Annotated in this window: 15 protein-coding genes; 5 read left to right on the forward strand and 10 right to left on the reverse strand. The window is 66.2% G+C overall.

All coding sequences use genetic code 11. The features are described 5' to 3' along the window. The 6 genes from ACXJL8_RS15345 to mobB form a co-directional block, all read right to left on the reverse strand. The coding region (locus ACXJL8_RS15345; protein ID WP_456685194.1) for an NAD(P)H-dependent oxidoreductase subunit E at nucleotides 1–767 on the reverse strand (767 nt) is incomplete at its 3' end. A gap of 152 nt (nucleotides 768–919) precedes the next feature. Further along, a complete protein-coding gene (locus ACXJL8_RS15350; protein WP_456621564.1) occupies nucleotides 920–1,195 on the reverse strand; it encodes a hypothetical protein in 276 nt (91 codons plus the stop codon). A gap of 91 nt (nucleotides 1,196–1,286) precedes the next feature. Then, nucleotides 1,287–2,942, reverse strand: coding sequence for an L-lactate MFS transporter (locus ACXJL8_RS15355; protein WP_456621563.1), 1,656 nt, complete (start codon nucleotides 2,940–2,942; stop codon nucleotides 1,287–1,289). A gap of 314 nt (nucleotides 2,943–3,256) precedes the next feature. Beyond that, nucleotides 3,257–3,520 (reverse strand): sulfurtransferase TusA family protein, encoded by a 264-nt coding sequence (locus ACXJL8_RS15360; protein ID WP_456621562.1) that lies wholly within the window; start codon nucleotides 3,518–3,520, stop codon nucleotides 3,257–3,259. A 44-nt stretch (nucleotides 3,521–3,564) separates the two neighbouring features. Further along, a complete protein-coding gene (locus ACXJL8_RS15365) occupies nucleotides 3,565–4,821 on the reverse strand; it encodes a molybdopterin molybdotransferase MoeA (protein WP_456621561.1) in 1,257 nt (418 codons plus the stop codon). 9 nt (nucleotides 4,822–4,830) lie between these two features. Further along, a complete protein-coding gene (mobB, locus tag ACXJL8_RS15370; protein ID WP_456621560.1) occupies nucleotides 4,831–5,358 on the reverse strand; it encodes a molybdopterin-guanine dinucleotide biosynthesis protein B in 528 nt (175 codons plus the stop codon). A gap of 107 nt (nucleotides 5,359–5,465) precedes the next feature. Between mobB and fdhD the strand changes: the two genes are divergently transcribed. Continuing rightward, nucleotides 5,466–6,356, forward strand: coding sequence for a formate dehydrogenase accessory sulfurtransferase FdhD (gene fdhD, locus ACXJL8_RS15375; RefSeq protein WP_456621559.1), 891 nt, complete (start codon nucleotides 5,466–5,468; stop codon nucleotides 6,354–6,356). Beyond that, on the forward strand, nucleotides 6,343–6,993 hold the full coding sequence (gene mobA, locus ACXJL8_RS15380) for a molybdenum cofactor guanylyltransferase MobA (RefSeq protein ID WP_456621624.1): 651 nt from the start codon (nucleotides 6,343–6,345) through the stop codon (nucleotides 6,991–6,993). Before fdhD ends, mobA begins: the two co-directional genes overlap by 14 nt. A gap of 33 nt (nucleotides 6,994–7,026) precedes the next feature. Here mobA and ACXJL8_RS15385 read toward each other — a convergent pair whose 3' ends face one another. The 4 genes from ACXJL8_RS15385 to ACXJL8_RS15400 form a co-directional block, all read right to left on the reverse strand. Further along, nucleotides 7,027–8,157, reverse strand: coding sequence for an FAD-dependent monooxygenase (locus tag ACXJL8_RS15385; protein WP_456685195.1), 1,131 nt, complete (start codon nucleotides 8,155–8,157; stop codon nucleotides 7,027–7,029). Between the two features lie 127 nt (nucleotides 8,158–8,284). Next, nucleotides 8,285–10,222, reverse strand: coding sequence for a molybdopterin biosynthesis protein (locus ACXJL8_RS15390; protein ID WP_456685196.1), 1,938 nt, complete (start codon nucleotides 10,220–10,222; stop codon nucleotides 8,285–8,287). 12 nt (nucleotides 10,223–10,234) lie between these two features. Next, nucleotides 10,235–11,341: a molybdopterin-binding protein gene (locus ACXJL8_RS15395; protein ID WP_456621556.1), complete on the reverse strand. Its 1,107-nt coding sequence runs from the start codon at nucleotides 11,339–11,341 to the stop codon at nucleotides 10,235–10,237. Between the two features lie 54 nt (nucleotides 11,342–11,395). Then, nucleotides 11,396–12,229 carry a substrate-binding domain-containing protein gene (locus ACXJL8_RS15400; protein WP_456621555.1) on the reverse strand — a complete coding sequence of 278 codons (834 nt, stop codon included), beginning with the start codon at nucleotides 12,227–12,229 and terminating at the stop codon, nucleotides 11,396–11,398. Between the two features lie 33 nt (nucleotides 12,230–12,262). Here ACXJL8_RS15400 and ACXJL8_RS15405 point away from each other — a divergent pair, with 33 nt between their 5' ends. The 3 genes from ACXJL8_RS15405 to ACXJL8_RS15415 all read left to right on the forward strand — a co-directional run. Then, entirely contained in the window at nucleotides 12,263–12,565 is a 303-nt protein-coding gene (locus ACXJL8_RS15405; RefSeq protein WP_456621554.1) for a hypothetical protein, read from the forward strand. Nucleotides 12,566–12,628: 63 nt separating this feature from the next. Next, a complete protein-coding gene (locus tag ACXJL8_RS15410; RefSeq protein ID WP_456621553.1) occupies nucleotides 12,629–13,522 on the forward strand; it encodes a substrate-binding domain-containing protein in 894 nt (297 codons plus the stop codon). A gap of 100 nt (nucleotides 13,523–13,622) precedes the next feature. Beyond that, nucleotides 13,623–14,239: ABC transporter substrate-binding protein (locus ACXJL8_RS15415; protein ID WP_456685197.1), on the forward strand; the 617-nt coding region annotated here is incomplete at its 3' end.

Below are 14,239 nucleotides of genomic sequence, written 5' to 3' on the forward strand. Positions count from 1 at the left end.
CCCTCGTCGCCGTTGATCGCCATCAGCCGCGGACCGGGCTCCCCCAACACCGCGCGCCATTTGCGCCCGGTCGGGAAACCGGCACCGCCGAGGCCGCGCAGCGAGGCATCGTCGAGCGCCTTCAGGAGATCGTCGGTCGACAGTTCGCCGGAGCGCAGCCGGTTGAGCAGCTTGTAGCCGCCGCCCGCCACGTAAGCATCGTAGTCGATATATTTCGGCGGATGCGCATGGGTGTCGCCGGCCTTCGCCGCTGCCAGCACGTTGCCGACGGTGGCATGATCGACGAAATTGTGTCCCACTTCCGCCGCAGGCGCCGTATCGCAGCGGCCGACACAGGGCGCGCGCACCACGCGAATGCCGGGACCGGCCGAGCTCTGAAGATCCTCGAGCAGCTTCTCAGCCCCGAGCATCGCGCAGGTCAGTGAATCGCAAACGCGGATCGTCAGCGGCGCGATCTCCGGCTCGCCTTCCTTCACGACGTCGAAATGCGCATAGAAGGTCGCGGTCTCGAACACTTCGGCGAAGGCAAGCTTCATCTCGTCAGCGAGCGCGGCGAGATGCGCGGCCGAGATCTGGTGATACTTGTCCTGGATCAGGTGCAGATATTCGATCAGCAGATCGCGCCGCCGAGGCTTGTCGGCGAGCAGCTGCTCGATCTCGTGCGCGGCGGTAGGGTCGACCTGCCGCCCCTTGGGCGTGGCCTTGGCTCGCTTCCGTCCCTCGCCCGGATGTTCGAACGAACGGACCTCGTGCACGTCGTGGCTCATCAATGCGTCTCGTAACTCTTCTTTAGAACAGGTCCAAGTCTACCCTCTGGCATACCAGATGCCAAGACAATTCATACGGTCCAATAAGCATTTAAGGGACATCTGGCCCTCAAACCCGTGCCCTTACGCAAACGCCATTGCGGAACCTGGCCCTAGGTCTTGCTCATGCACTCCTCGATGTAGAACCAGCGATCGTCGCCCGTGAGGCCCTTGGACTTCACGTCAGCGCGACAGGCCTTGAGCTTCGGCTTGTTGGCCGACCACTTCGCCTTCATGTCCTTCAGCTTCTGCATCGTGAGCTTGATCTTGCCCGGCTTGGCTTCCGTGGTCGTAGCCGGCGTCGCGGGCGCAGTCGTGGTCTGCGCGGAGGCGGCATGAAGGCCGGCAGCGAGCAGCACGGCTGCAAGGCAAATTCGGGTGCGAAGCATTTAAATCCCCTAAGTCCCATTCTTGATGATGTTTGAAAGGCGAACGCCGCGGGACGCGCTGATGAACATCCCGCGGCGGTCTCGATGGCGATCAGAATATCTTGACCGCGCTCTCCAGCGTCTTCCAGACACCCCAGAGCAGGGGAACGCCGACGAAGGCCCAGAACATCGCCGCCTTGGCGTCAAGCCCGCCAAATCCGATGCCGTAGGAGCCGTGCGGCCCCGCGGCGGCGGCGCTGGCGCTCGCTGCCTGCAACTTGGCGACATCGGCCTCCTTCATGTGCCACTTCGAATCGACCGGCTTGATCAGGTAGTTGCAGATCAGGCCCGCGATCAGCATCGCACAGAGAATGTACATGGTGGTGTTGTAGAGCTGGTCGCGCGGCACGCCGGCCGCGAGCTGGAACTCGCGGATGTAGTTGACCACGACGGGGCCGATGATGCCCGCGGTGGACCACGCCGTCAGCAGCCGGCCATGGATGGCGCCGACGAACTGGGTCCCGAACATGTCGGCAAGATAGGCCGGCACCGTGGCGAAGCCGCCGCCATACATCGACAGGATGATGCCGAAGCCGAGCACGAACAGCAGCTTCGAGCCCATCGCGGCAAAGGTCGGCGCCAGTGCATAGAGCACGATGCCGAGGATGAAGAAGGTGTAGTAGGTGTTCTTGCGCCCGATCTTGTCCGACAGCGACGCCCAGAAGAAGCGGCCGCCGATGTTGAACAGCGACAGCAATCCGGCGAAGCCCGCGGCGATCGCCGCGATCTGCGCCTTCTGCCCGGCATCGAGCGCATTGAAGCCGACGTCCGGCAGGCCAATCAGCTTGCCGGCGAAGATCTCCTGGAGCATGGGCGAAGCCATCCCGATCACGCCGATACCCGCCGACACGTTCAGGCAGAGCACCCACCAGATCAGCCAGAACTGCGGCGTCTTGTGCGCGTCGTTGAGATGGACGTTGTTCTTCGAGATCATCGCGTTGGCCTTGGACGGCGGAGTCCAGCCCTCGGGCTGCCAGCCGGGCGGCGGCAGGCGATAGCGGAACGCGCCGATCATCATGAACACGAAGTAGATGACGCCCATCGCGACGAAGGTCTCCCAGACGCCGACCGAGGTCGGGGTCTTGAAGTAGTTCATCAGCAGGTTCGCCAGCGGCGCGCCGATCATGGCGCCGCCGCCGAAGCCCATGATGGCCATGCCGGTCGCCATGCCGCGGCGGTCCGGGAACCACTTCACCAGCGTCGACACCGGCGAAATGTAGCCAAGGCCAAGACCGATGCCGCCGATCACGCCCGATCCCAGCCACAACAGCCAGAGCTGATGGGTGTAGACCCCGAGCGCACCGAGGAAGAGGCCACCGCACCAACATAGCGCCGAGACGAAGCCGGCCTTGCGCGGTCCCACGCGCTCCAGCCAGCCGCCCCAGACCGCAGCCGCGATGCCGAGCAGCACGAAGAACAGCGTGTACATCCACCCCATGCTGGCGACCTTCCAGTCGCAACTGGTCGTGAACAGCTCCTGAAGCAGCGAAATATCTCCGCAGGCCTTTGGCGCGCTCAGTCCGATCGCGCGCGACAGCGGCAGCCAGAACACCGAGAAGCCGTAGGCCATGCCGATGCAGAGATGGATGCAGAGCGCAGCCGGCGGCACCAGCCAGCGATTGAAGCCGGCGGTCGCGATGGTCCGCTCGCGATCAAGAAAACCTGCGCCGGCGCCCGAAAGTGTCCCAGCGCTCTCAATTGAAGCCATGCATTCCTCCCCTAAGCCACCCTTCTGAGCGGCCTGCCACTACGATCCTGCTCTCAGCTCGGTGCGGTGCAGCCAACTGTCCCTGCTGCTCCACACGATCATCCAACGCGCGCCAGGATCGTCACGCGCGTCTGAAAAATTAACCCCTTGAGCGGGGCTCTATGCCCGATACCACGTGCAAGCTTCGTCTTCGGCCCGTTGATCCGCGTATCGCAGACAAGACTCAACCTCCGCGCCTGCACGGAGAAAGTCAGTTTGGGCAGAAGCCATGATCGATGTCGATAGACAAATGGTCGGTATCAGCGCGGTAACGCTCAGGACGGCGGCGCACCATTGGCAATCTCTATCGAGCCATTTGCTTTTTCTATCAAGAACACGATGCGCACGTCGTTGCGCTCGGTGATCTCCACCTTGTCGCCGGTCTCGCGGATCAGGTTTGGAATGTCAATGACCGACAGCGGGTCGGTGCAGTGTACTTCGAGCTGATCGCCCGGCTGCAAGGGTTTCAGCGCCTTGCGCGTCTTCAAGGCAGGCAACGGGCATTTCAGCCCCGTGAGATCGAGCGTCGTTCTGGTCATGAGCGCAACATGGCGAGACAGGTCGGCAGCGTCAACGCAGGCCTCTAGGTCAGATCGGCATAAGACAGGAAACCGACACTCTGCCCCAGCTCGACACGCGCGATGTCCTCGCCGAGCTCAACGAGCCCGTCGGTCTCGACCAGGGAGGACAGCAGCCCGGCCCCCTCGCGCGGGAACTTGACCGCCTCCAACGTACCGTCCCCGCCGCGCCGCAGGGAGGCGCGAACATATTCGCGCCGGCCTACCTTCTTCTTGTAGGTGAAGGCCGCGCGCAGCGGGATCGGCGTGAGCCGCTCCGGCAGGCTGCCGGCCAGCGCCAGCACGGTCGGCCGTACCACATGGACGAACGTGACGAAGCTCGCGACGGGGTTGCCGGGCAGCCCGATCAGCGGCGTGCCATCGATGATGCCCATCGCCACGGGCCGGCCAGGCTTGATCGCCATCCGCCACAGCACCAGCGAGCCGACGCTCTCCACCGCCGCCTTGACGTGATCCTCCTCGCCGGTCGAGACGCCACCGGTGGTGAGGATCAGATCGTGTGTGCCCGCGACCTGCTTCAGGCCATGGGCAAGCGAGGTCCGCTCGTCGCGCAAGATGCCGAGATCGGAGACCTCGCAGCCGAGCCGGCGCAGCATCGCCATCAGCATGAAGCGATTGGAGTCGAACAGCTGCGAGGCGGCGCGCGGCTCGCCGGGCGAAGCCAGCTCGTCGCCGGTCGAGAACACCGCGACGCGGATGCGCCTGACGACATCGAGCCGGGTCAGGCCGAACGCGGCGACGAGGGCGACATGCTGCGGACGCAGCCGCTGGCCGGCACGCAACGCAACGTGACCCTCGGCGATATCCTCGCCGGCAGGGCGGACGTTGGCGCCGGGCTTCAGCCCGGCCGGCAGCACCACATTGCCCGCGTCATCAATCCGCACGTCTTCCTGCATGAAGACGGTCTCGGCATCCAGCGGCATCGGCGCGCCGGTGAAAATCCGTGCGGTGTGGCCGGGCTTGATCGCGACGCTTGCGAGACCGCCGGCCTGAATACGGCCGTCGAGCGGCAACGCCCGTTCCTCCGCTTGCGGCAGGTCCGCATTGCGCACGGCATAGCCGTCGACGGCGGAATTGGTGAAGGGCGGCAGCGGCAGCGGCGCTGCGATATCGCGCGCCAGCACGCGCCCGTCGGCGTCGACGAGCGTCACCGTCTCGAGGTCGGCAATCGCGTTGACGCGGGTCGTGATCAGGCGAACGGCCTCGTCGACCGACATCATCGGTCCACCAAAGGCGAAGCAATCGTCGGACAGTTGCGCCATGGTGCCTCGTCAGCGCATCGCAGCGCTTCTAGCGACCGCTTCCTCGACCGGCATCGCCGCGCGCAGCAGCAACGCCGCCACAGCCGGGATATCATCGAGATGGACGGTCGGCAGCCGGGTTTCAACCACCGTGTCGGCCGCGATCCCGACAATTCCGGGATCGTCGGGGAACAGCAGCGGCTTGGCGTTGGCGGCGCGATGCACCTCGATCTTGCGATGCGGTTCGCGCTTGAAGCCTTCGACCACGACGAGATCGACCGCGGACAGCTTGCTCAAGAGTTCCGGCAGCCGCGGCTCCGCCGCACCGCGCAATTCATGCATCAAGGCCCAGCGGTTCGCCGAGGAAACCAGCACCTCGGCCGCGCCCGCCTCGCGATGCCGCCAGGAATCCTTGCCGGGCACGTCGACGTCGAACTGGTGATGGGCATGCTTGATGACGGAGACGCGCAGGCCTTGCGCGTTGAAATGCGGGATCAGCCGCGTCAACAGCGTGGTCTTGCCTGCACCGCTCCAGCCCGCAAGGCCGATGACTTTCATCGCAACTCGATCTCCGCCAGCCGTGTCATGCGGCCGGAACCGCCTTCTCCTTCGTCGTATGCATGCTTATATCGGCTTGACCCGAATGTCATGCTAACCTCGCGGCCATGATGAAGATCGACAAAGCCCCCGTCCCCCTGATCGTCCCTGACACGGCCGACCCGCGCCTGACCGAGCGCGTGACCGGGACCGACCAGAGCGGCGCAAAAGTCGAGATCAAGGTACCGGTGGAGCGGCCGCTGACGCTCTACCTGAATTCCCAGGAGATCGTCACCATGATGACGATCGGCGACTACCCGGAATATCTGGCGCTGGGCTATCTGCTCAACCAGAACATGCTGAAATATGATGACGCGGTCATCGAGGTCGAATACGACGACGATCTCGAGGTCGTGGTGGTGCGGACCGAGCACCACACCAATTTCGAAGCCAAGCTGAAGAAGCGCACGCAAACCTCGGGCTGCGCGCAGGGCACTGCGTTCGGCGATCTGCTAGAGGCGGTCGAGAGCGTCGCGCTGCCGAAGGCCGAGCTGCGCACCTCCTGGCTCTACCAGATGACGCAGACCATCAACACCATGCCCTCGCTCTATCTCGAGGCCGGCGCGATCCACGGCTGCGTGCTGTGCAAGGAAGGCACGCCGCTGTGCTACACCGAGGACGTCGGCCGTCACAACGCCGTCGACAAGATCGCGGGCTGGATGTACCGCCACGGCGTCGACGCGTCCGACAAGATCCTCTACACCACCGGCCGCCTTACCTCGGAAATGGTGATCAAGACGGTGCGGATGGGGATTCCGATCCTGGTGTCGCGCTCGGGCTTCACCGCCTGGGGCGTCGATCTGGCCCGGCAAGTCGGGCTGACGCTGGTCGGCCGCGCGCGCGGAAAGCGGTTCATCGCGTTGTCGGGAGAAGAACGCATCGTCTACGACCAGAACCTCGCTTACGTCGAGGAAGAATCGGCGAAGCACAAGCGCAAGGGTGAGGCTGGTGACGACTAGTATTCCGGCGACGCGCATTCCGCCGACTGTTGGCGTGCTGCTCGCCGGCGGCCTGGCGCGGCGCATGGGCGGCGGTGACAAGCCGATGCGCACCATCGGCGGCCGCACCATCCTGGAGCGCGTGATCGCGCGCCTGACGCCGCAATGCGCCGGGTTGATCCTCAACGCCAACGGCGATCCGGCCCGCTTCGCCGCGTTCGGCTTGCAGGTCATCGCCGACGACGTGCCCGGCTTTCCCGGCCCGCTCGCCGGCATCCTCGCCGCGCTCGACTGGACCGCGGCGAACCGGCCGGAGATCGAATGGGTGCTCAGCGCCGCAGGCGATTGCCCGTTCCTGCCGCGCGATCTCGTCGCGCGCCTGCATGAAGCGCGAGAGCGGGAGAGCGCGCAGCTTGCAGTCGCCGCATCAGGCGACCAGTCGCATCCGGTGATCGGATTGTGGTGCGTTGCCTTGCGCGACGAATTGCGCCACGCGCTGGTGGTCGAGGACCTGCGCAAGATCGACCGCTGGACCGCGCGCTATCCGCTCGCGACGGTGACGTGGCCGGCCGAGCCGCTCGATCCGTTCTTCAATGCCAACACAGTCGAGGACATCGCCGAGGCCGAGCGGCTGGCAGCGCTCGATGCGGCGCTCTGACAAGAAGCGTCGGCGCAAGCGCGAGCGGGCCGCTCAAGCCGCCAGCGGCACGGTCCAGGCGTCGTAGCCATAGACCCAGCTCGTATCGGTTCTTTCCCTTAGCCAGATGTTGGCGCGCGAGGTCTCCTGCACCCGCGTGGTCCGTTCCTTGCGCGTTGCCTCAAAACGGCGGAATGCGGCGGCGACGCCGTCACGGTCGATGCCGTCGAGGCAACGCGACAGCACGGCGGCGTCTTCGATCGCCATGGCTGCGCCTTGCGCCATGTAGGGCGTCATCGGATGGCAGGCATCGCCGAGCAGCGTCACCTTGCCGTCGGCCCAGCGATCCAGCGCGTCGCGATCCATGATCGCCCATTTATGCACGTCGGGACATGCGGCAAGCACCCGAGCGACCTGCGGATGAAAGCCTTCGAACGATGCGCGCAGATCGCGCACGTCGCCCTTGGCCGACCAGGACTCGATGCGAAAATCCGGCTCGGGCTGGCTGGTGACGAGGTAGACCTCGCTGCGGTCGGGCTTGACGTAGTAGATGACGATGTGGCGATCCTCGCCCCACCATTTGGTGCAGTCGTCGATTCCAGCGCCGCCGAGCAGCGCCGCGGGATAGGTGGTGCGATAGGCGATGCGGCCGGTGAACTTGACCGGCGCGGTGTCGAACAGGATGTCGCGCACGACCGAATGGACGCCGTCCGCGCCGACCACCGCATCGGCGACAGCACTCGTGCCATCGGCAAAAGTCAGCCGGACACCGTTGCCGGTCTCGTCGAGACCAATCAGCTTGTGGCCGAGCCTGACACATTGGTCCGGCACCACGCTCGCCAGCGCCGCATGCAGATCGCCGCGATGGGCGAGCAGATAGGGCGCGCCGAATTTCTGCTCCGCGCTCTCGCCGAAGATCATGTCGAACTTGATGTCGCMGCTCTTCCAGTCGCGATTGTTCCAGGAGCGGGGATAGAACGCGTGCTCGCGCATCCGCCCCTCCAGCCCCAGCGCGCGCAAGACTTTCATCGCGTTGCAGCCGATCTGGATGCCGGCGCCGATGCGGGCGAACCGGGTCGCCTGCTCGTAGACCGTCACGTCGATGCCGACACGCCGAAGTGCGGCAGCGGTCGCAAGCCCGCCCATCCCGGCACCGACGATCGCAACCGAAAGCGGCCTTGCCATCGCGTCCCCCACCCYGTCGCGCGGCTTGAACGCCGCATCGTCGTCTAGAGCATGATCCGGAAAAGTGTGTAGCGGTTTTCCGAGAAGATCATGCTCAAATAAAAGACCTAAAGCGCGACCACGCGCTTTAGGCGGGCCGGAAGCCCGCTTGCTCCAGTGCCGCACGCGCCTCGTCCGAGCCGAGTGCGTCGAGAAAGGCCTGCACCGCCGGACGCTGCTTGCACGCCGTCACCAGCGCAAAGTCATAATGCTCTTCCGCGAGCGGAATGAAACCGAGGCCGACCGCATGGGCGACCGGCGCAATGGTCATGCCCCAGTCGGCGCGGTGCTGCGCGACGGCTGCGGCCACGGCGTTGTGCGAGCGCGGCTGGTTCCAGTAGCCCTCCGGGCGGGCGCCACCGAGCAGCCGGTCGATCAGGATGCGCGTGCCGGCGCCCTGGTTGCGATTGACCATGATGCAGGCGGGGTCCGTGAGCGCGGCGGCAACGGCGTCCTTTGCGCTGAGGCCCTCGAAGCGCTTGTCGCCCTTCCGGAACACGATGCCCTGCATCCGCCGCCAGCCCGGCACGAGCTCGAGGCCCTCGACGAGATAGGGCGTGTTGTAGGTCTCGCTCTTGTCGTCGAACAGATGGATCGGCGCCAGATCGCATTCGCCCCGCTTCGCCGCCGCAAGTCCGCCGAGACTGCCGACCGCGATCGACCGCACGGCCAAGCCCGCGCGCGCGAGCGGCGCGGTGACGAGATCGAGGCCGGTGCAATGGCTGCCGACGATGACGAGATCGGGCACGCGCACATGCGGCGTGAACAGCGTCACCTCGGCCTCGGTGCCGGCCGGCATCTGATCGGCCAGCGCATCGATGCGCAAGAAGCCGTCGGCCTGCGCGAAGGAGGTGATGGCACCGGACCCCTTGCCGGAGGGGTAGGCGATCAAGCCGTCCTTGCCGTCGACCAGCGAGACCATGACGAACTCGGTACGGCCGAGCTCGGAAGCGATACGCACCGGCACGGTCGCGTTCACCTTGGCGTCGGAGCGCGGCGGCAGGCCGGCCATGCGCCGCAGCACAGGCACGATCATGTCGTGGAAGGTGAACATCGCCGAGGTCGGAAAGCCCGGCAGGATCACCACCGGCTTGCCGTCGCATACCGCGAGGCACAGCGGCTTGCCGGGCTTCAGCGCAACGCCATGCGCGATGATGCCGGGCGTGCCGAGCCGGCCGATGATGCGGTGGGACAGATCGCCCGCGCCCTTCGACGTGCCGCCGGAGAGCACCAGCATGTCGGCGTCCGTCAGCGCGCGGCGCATGGCGGATTCGAGTTTCGCTTCGTCGTCGGGAATGGCGCCGAGGAAGATTGCCTCACCGCCGTTCTCGTCGATCGCCGCTGCGACGATCGCGCCATTGGTGTCGTAGATCGCGGCGGGCGGAAGCACCTGGCCGGGCTGAACCAGTTCGTCGCCGGTGGAGATCACGGCGACCCGCGGCTTGTGCGCGACAGTCACCTCGGCAATGCCGCAGGCCGCCAGCATGCCGATCTCGCGCGAGCCGATGATCGTACCGGCGCGCAGCAGCGCCTCGCCGCGCGCGATGTCGGACCCGGCGTACGACACGAATTGCCCCGGTGAGGCGGCGCGACGGACGTCGATCGCATCCGATCCGACCGGCTGGGTGTGCTCGACCATGACGACGGCGTCGGCGCCGCGCGGCACCGGACCGCCGGTGGCGATCGGCGTCGCGGTTCCCGCCGCCACTGGCAGCGTCGGCGCAGTGCCGCAGTGGATGGTCTCCCCGTTCAGCGCAAGGCGAACGGGCACACCTTCGCCGGCCCTTGCGAGGTCGGCCGAGCGGACGGCAAAGCCATCGACATTGGAACGATCGAAGGGCGGAACGTCGATCGGCGCAGTGACGTCCTCGGCAAGCGCCGCGCCAAGCACATCGGCAAGCGGGCGCGTTTCGCTCGGCAGCGCGCGCGGAAACAGCGCGGCCTCGAAGCGCGCCAGCGCTTCCTCGCGCGACAGGATCTTGAGGAACTGTTCCTGTTCGAGTTGCGGCAGCGGATTCATGGTCATGTCCGAACCATATCACTCCTGTATCAGATAGGCATCGACCGGCGCGCCCGCACCAAATCCCTCGTGGCTAGCGGAAATGAGCAGCCATGCATCCGCGCCGGCGATTGCCTGCAACGGCCATTCACCCACCGCGAGCGGCAGCCACGCGCGCTGCTCGTCCGCCAACAACACGACTTCGGCGATGCCGACACCCGATGCAATCTTGCGCGCAAGCGGCAAGGTCACYGGACGCCGCGGCCGCCGCGCCGACAATCGGTCGATGACCGGAAGCACGAGCGCGAACCAGGCGGCCAGCGCATGATCCGGCGAGCCGGGCAAGACGACAACGGGAACTTTTCCGAGCCGCCCGACCGCGGCGGTGCGTCCGGGCTGGAGCGCAAGGCCATGGGCGATCACCTCACCGCGCCGCGCCAGCGCCGTGACAGCGGCATCGCGGCGACCGACGCCGCTGCCGCCGATCGTGACCACGAGATCGCAGGAGGACGCATCGAGCGCATCGGCGATCGATGACGCGTCGCGCGTGCCGGCTTCGTGCGTCGTTACATCCAGTCCCGCTGCACGTGCGATGTCGGCAATCATATGCGTCGTCGCCGTCGCATCGGGCACATTGACGATGCGCAGAAGCGGCCGGCGAACGCTCAACCTGTCCACCCCCGCCACGCGCGCGAGCAGCAGAGCGGCCGCACCGACGGGATGTCCCTCCGCGCCGGCGGGCGTCCGTTCTGCGACGTCGCTTCCGGCGCGCCTGACGCCCTGTCCGGGCAGCCCTTCGGCCAGCACCTGAGCGAGCGCACCCGACACGTCCACCGCATCGGCGTCGAGCACACAATCGCATCCGTCGGGCATGGCTTCACCGGCCTCGACCCATGCCGGGGCTTCTGTCAGCGGCAGCGGCGAATAGGAGGAGGCACCGACGAGATCATTGGCGCGCAACGCCCARCCATCGGCAGCCGCGATATCACGAGGCGGATGGGCTGCGAGCAACGGCGCCCCCGCCGCGATGCAGCCGGTCGCCTCGGTCAGCGGCAATTCGATCGGCGCGATCGGATCAACGCCTCGCAGCAACGCGGCGAGCGCGGTGTCGAGCGGCGTGAGCGATGGCGGCAGGCGCTGGGTCATGCGCCATGATGGACCATGCATCGCCCGGTTTGGCAACCGCTCACGGCACGCACATCAGCCGGCCGACTTGTCCGCATTGGGGAAGAACAGCTGCTGCCCGTCGACCTTGTAGCCGGCGATCGCGGCCTGGCCATCCGGCGAGATCAGCCAGTCGATGAAGGTCTGCCCCAGTTCCTTCTTCACGTTCGGAAATTTTTCCGGATTGACCAGCATCACGCCGTATTGGTTGAGCAGCCGCTTGTCGCCTTCGACGAGGACGTCGAGGTCGCCGCGATCCTTGAAAGCGATCCAGGCCCCACGGTCGGACAGCAGATAGGCGTTCGCCGCGCGCGCGGCATCGAGGGCCGCGGCCATGCCCCGTCCGGCCTCGCGATACCATGCGCCCTTGGCGCTGGCGATGTCGATGCCGGCGACGATCCAGAGCGCGAGCTCCGCGGCATGGGTGCCGGAGCGATCGCCGCGCGTCACGAACGGCGCGCCCTTGGCCTCGATCGCCTTCAACGCGGCCGCGATGTCCTTGCCCTTCACCCCGGCGGGATCGCTCTTCGGCCCGATCAGCAGATAGTCGTTGTACATCACGTCGAAGCGCTTTGCGCCAAAACCGTCGGCGACGAATTTCTCCTCCTGCGGCCGCGCATGCATCAGCACGACATCGACCTCACCCCGTCGCGGTCCGTCGAGCACCTCATCGGCACGCCGTGCGATCACCGTCACGTCGATGCCGGTCTTGTCGTGGAAGATCGGCAGCAGGTAGTCGAGCAGGCCTGACTCCTGCGTCGCTGTCGTCGTGGCCAGGACGATCGCGCGATCCTCCGCGGATGACGCCGCAATGCCCGCGGCAAGGCCGCAGAGAAGCGCAAATGCAGCGGAGAGGCGGCGAAAGGCCATGACCGGGTTCCCGTTCGATACGATGCGGTCATCATGATGATCGATTGCGCCGCACTCGTGACGCGTTTGCCCATTCACCACGCGCAGCGACAACAAGAGATAGAGCGCGAGCTGGACCACTACCGACGCCGCGCGTCCGGCGATCGCGCCGAGACGGGTCGCCCGGGAAAGATCGGCAACGCACCGACCGGCATGTCGACTGCGACGGCGAAAGCAACGATCGCAAGGCCCGCACCACGCGAGCGACTGAGGATCGTGATCAAAGTGAAATCGCTTGTCAGCATGTGTTGCAAAGCAGCGAGATCATCAGGCATGGTTCGCGCGGACCGAAATTGAACTGCAGAATTCCACCTGCGTCGAACCTCAAAAAAGAAGCAAGAATTTGCATAGGAATGCAGGATGGAATTCCTGACGACCAGTGAAGCCGCCGACTATCTCAGGCTCGGCGAGCGCAAACTGTACGAACTTGTCACCAACGGCGCGATCCCCTGCACCAAGGTGACCGGAAAGTGGCTGTTTCCCCGGCACGAGCTCGACCTCTGGGTGTTGTCGGGACTGGCGCGTCCGGCCGGCATGCTGACGGCGGAGCCGCCGCCGGTCGTGGGCGGCAGTCATGACGAGCTGTTGGATTGGAGCCTGCGCGAGTCGGGCTCCGGCCTCGGATCGATGAGCGAGGGCAGCGCGCGCGGGCTCGAGCGCTTGCAGCGCGACGAGGTGATGGCCGTGGCGGTGCACTTCCACAGCCTGGATGCGGCCGACAATCCCGCCAGCGACGCCAGTGTCGAGGCGCTGCGGGCCGCTCCGGACCTGCACGATGCGGTGCTGGTCGCATTCGTGCGCCGCGAGCAGGGTCTGATGCTKCCGCCGGGCAATCCCAAGCGGCTGCGCGGCCTGTCCGACGTGCTCGCGCTCGGCGCCAGGATGGCGATGCGACAACAAGGCACAGGTGCGCAGATGTTGCTTGACGTGCTGCTGAAGCGCGCAAGCGCCACGATGCGGGATTTGCGCCGGGTGGAGACGCCGGGCCTGACCGGTCCGGATCTCGCCGAGGTGATCCGCGCGGGACAAGCCGATTGCGGGGTGGCGACGCGCGCAGCGGCGCGCTCGGCCGGCCTCGATTTCGTGCCGCTGGCCTGGGAAAACTTCGACCTTGCGATGCGGCAGCGCAGCTATTTCCGCCCCGCCATGCAGGCCCTGATCCGATTCCTCAGCGAAAGACGGCTGCGGCAGCGTGCCGAGGAGCTCACCGGCTACGATCCCTCGCCGGCGGGGCAGATCCGCTTCGCGGCCTGACATTGACGCCCGCCCCCAAATAGTTGCAAAAGAAACCAATTCAGCCGGGCATACCCGGACGGCAACACCGGCCAACGAGCCGGATCAGGGGAGGACAAGCGTGAATCCAACGAGATTTGGACTGCCGGTCGCTGCCGGCTTTGCAGCCACGTTCTTGGCGGCGACGCTGATGTCGGGCGCCGCAATGGCGCAGGTTTCCGACGACGTCGTCAAGATCGGCGTGCTCACCGACATGAACGGCCCGGCCTCCGCGCCGACCGGCCAGGGCTCGGTGACGGCGGCGCAGATGGCGATCGACGATTTCGGCGGCACCGTGCTCGGCAAGCCGATCAGCATCGTCATTGGCGACCACCAGCTCAAGGCCGACATCGGCGGCGGCATCGCGCGGCGCTGGTATGACGTCGATCAGGTCGATCTGATCGTCGACGTGCCGGTCTCGGCGGTCGGGCTCGCGGTGCAGAACGTCGCCAACGAGAAGAAGCGGCTGTTCATCACCCACTCCACCGGCACCGCGGATTTCCACGGCAAGTTCTGCTCGCCCTATGCGATCCAGTGGGTGTTCGACACCCGCGCGCTCGCGGTCGGCACCGCTGACGCCGTGGTCAAGCGCGGCGGCGACAGCTGGTTCTTCATCACCGACGACTACGCCTTCGGCCATTCGCTGGAGCGCGACGCCTCCAGCGTGGTCACCGCCAACGGCGGCAAGGTGCTGGGCTC

The sequence above is a fragment of the Bradyrhizobium sp. P5_C11_2 genome (assembly GCF_054049755.1).

Bases quoted from the DNA above. Each gene is read 5' to 3' on its own strand.
- ACXJL8_RS15350 (WP_456621564.1), bottom strand. From the start codon at position 1,195: ATGCTTCGCACCCGAATTTGCCTTGCAGCCGTGCTGCTCGCTGCCGGC.
- ACXJL8_RS15390 (WP_456685196.1), bottom strand. From the start codon at position 10,222: ATGACCATGAATCCGCTGCCGCAACTCGAACAGGAACAGTTCCTCAAG.
- fdhD (WP_456621559.1), top strand. From the start codon at position 5,466: ATGATGAAGATCGACAAAGCCCCCGTCCCCCTGATCGTCCCTGACACG.
- ACXJL8_RS15365 (WP_456621561.1), bottom strand. From the start codon at position 4,821: ATGGCGCAACTGTCCGACGATTGCTTCGCCTTTGGTGGACCGATGATG.
- ACXJL8_RS15405 (WP_456621554.1), top strand. From the start codon at position 12,263: ATGATGATCGATTGCGCCGCACTCGTGACGCGTTTGCCCATTCACCAC.
- ACXJL8_RS15355 (WP_456621563.1), bottom strand. From the start codon at position 2,942: ATGGCTTCAATTGAGAGCGCTGGGACACTTTCGGGCGCCGGCGCAGGT.
- ACXJL8_RS15360 (WP_456621562.1), bottom strand. From the start codon at position 3,520: ATGACCAGAACGACGCTCGATCTCACGGGGCTGAAATGCCCGTTGCCT.
- ACXJL8_RS15400 (WP_456621555.1), bottom strand. From the start codon at position 12,229: ATGGCCTTTCGCCGCCTCTCCGCTGCATTTGCGCTTCTCTGCGGCCTT.
- mobB (WP_456621560.1), bottom strand. From the start codon at position 5,358: ATGAAAGTCATCGGCCTTGCGGGCTGGAGCGGTGCAGGCAAGACCACG.